At 52.0% G+C, this 1740-nt stretch carries 1 rRNA gene; it reads right to left on the bottom strand.

What is annotated here, in order from left to right:
* Window positions 1–49 precede the first annotated feature (49 nt).
* Window positions 50–1589, bottom strand: a 16S ribosomal RNA gene (locus M987_RS23485).
* Between the last annotated feature and the right edge of the window lie 151 nt (window positions 1590–1740).

The raw sequence follows: 1740 nt of genomic DNA on the forward strand, positions 1-1740 counted from the left end.
TTTTCATCAGACAATCTGTGTGAGCACTACAAAGGCAGGTTCTTTAAGGTAAGGAGGTGATCCAACCGCAGGTTCCCCTACGGTTACCTTGTTACGACTTCACCCCAGTCATGAATCACAAAGTGGTAAGCGCCCTCCCGAAGGTTAAGCTACCTACTTCTTTTGCAACCCACTCCCATGGTGTGACGGGCGGTGTGTACAAGGCCCGGGAACGTATTCACCGTAGCATTCTGATCTACGATTACTAGCGATTCCGACTTCATGGAGTCGAGTTGCAGACTCCAATCCGGACTACGACATACTTTATGAGGTCCGCTTGCTCTCGCGAGGTCGCTTCTCTTTGTATATGCCATTGTAGCACGTGTGTAGCCCTACTCGTAAGGGCCATGATGACTTGACGTCATCCCCACCTTCCTCCAGTTTATCACTGGCAGTCTCCTTTGAGTTCCCGGCCGGACCGCTGGCAACAAAGGATAAGGGTTGCGCTCGTTGCGGGACTTAACCCAACATTTCACAACACGAGCTGACGACAGCCATGCAGCACCTGTCTCAGAGTTCCCGAAGGCACCAATCCATCTCTGGAAAGTTCTCTGGATGTCAAGAGTAGGTAAGGTTCTTCGCGTTGCATCGAATTAAACCACATGCTCCACCGCTTGTGCGGGCCCCCGTCAATTCATTTGAGTTTTAACCTTGCGGCCGTACTCCCCAGGCGGTCGATTTAACGCGTTAGCTCCGGAAGCCACTCCTCAAGGGAACAACCTCCAAATCGACATCGTTTACGGCGTGGACTACCAGGGTATCTAATCCTGTTTGCTCCCCACGCTTTCGCACCTGAGCGTCAGTCTTTGTCCAGGGGGCCGCCTTCGCCACCGGTATTCCTCCAGATCTCTACGCATTTCACCGCTACACCTGGAATTCTACCCCCCTCTACAAGACTCTAGCCTGCCAGTTTCGAATGCAGTTCCCAGGTTGAGCCCGGGGATTTCACATCCGACTTGACAGACCGCCTGCGTGCGCTTTACGCCCAGTAATTCCGATTAACGCTTGCACCCTCCGTATTACCGCGGCTGCTGGCACGGAGTTAGCCGGTGCTTCTTCTGCGAGTAACGTCAATCACTAAGGTTATTAACCTTAATGCCTTCCTCCTCGCTGAAAGTACTTTACAACCCGAAGGCCTTCTTCATACACGCGGCATGGCTGCATCAGGCTTGCGCCCATTGTGCAATATTCCCCACTGCTGCCTCCCGTAGGAGTCTGGACCGTGTCTCAGTTCCAGTGTGGCTGGTCATCCTCTCAGACCAGCTAGGGATCGTCGCCTAGGTGAGCCGTTACCCCACCTACTAGCTAATCCCATCTGGGCACATCTGATGGCAAGAGGCCCGAAGGTCCCCCTCTTTGGTCTTGCGACGTTATGCGGTATTAGCTACCGTTTCCAGTAGTTATCCCCCTCCATCAGGCAGTTTCCCAGACATTACTCACCCGTCCGCCGCTCGTCACCCAGGAGCAAGCTCCCTGTGTTACCGCTCGACTTGCATGTGTTAGGCCTGCCGCCAGCGTTCAATCTGAGCCATGATCAAACTCTTCAATTTAAAAGTTTGATGCTCAATGAATTAAACTTCGTAATGAATTACGTGTTCACTCGTTGAGACTTGGTATTCATTTATTGTCCGAAGACATTAAGAATCCATGTCACTTTGAGTGCCCACACAGATTGTCTGATAAATTGTTAAAGAGCAGTGC

It is taken from the genome of Enterobacter soli ATCC BAA-2102, assembly GCF_001654845.1.
GTDB classification, from domain to species: Bacteria; Pseudomonadota; Gammaproteobacteria; order Enterobacterales; family Enterobacteriaceae; genus Enterobacter; species Enterobacter soli.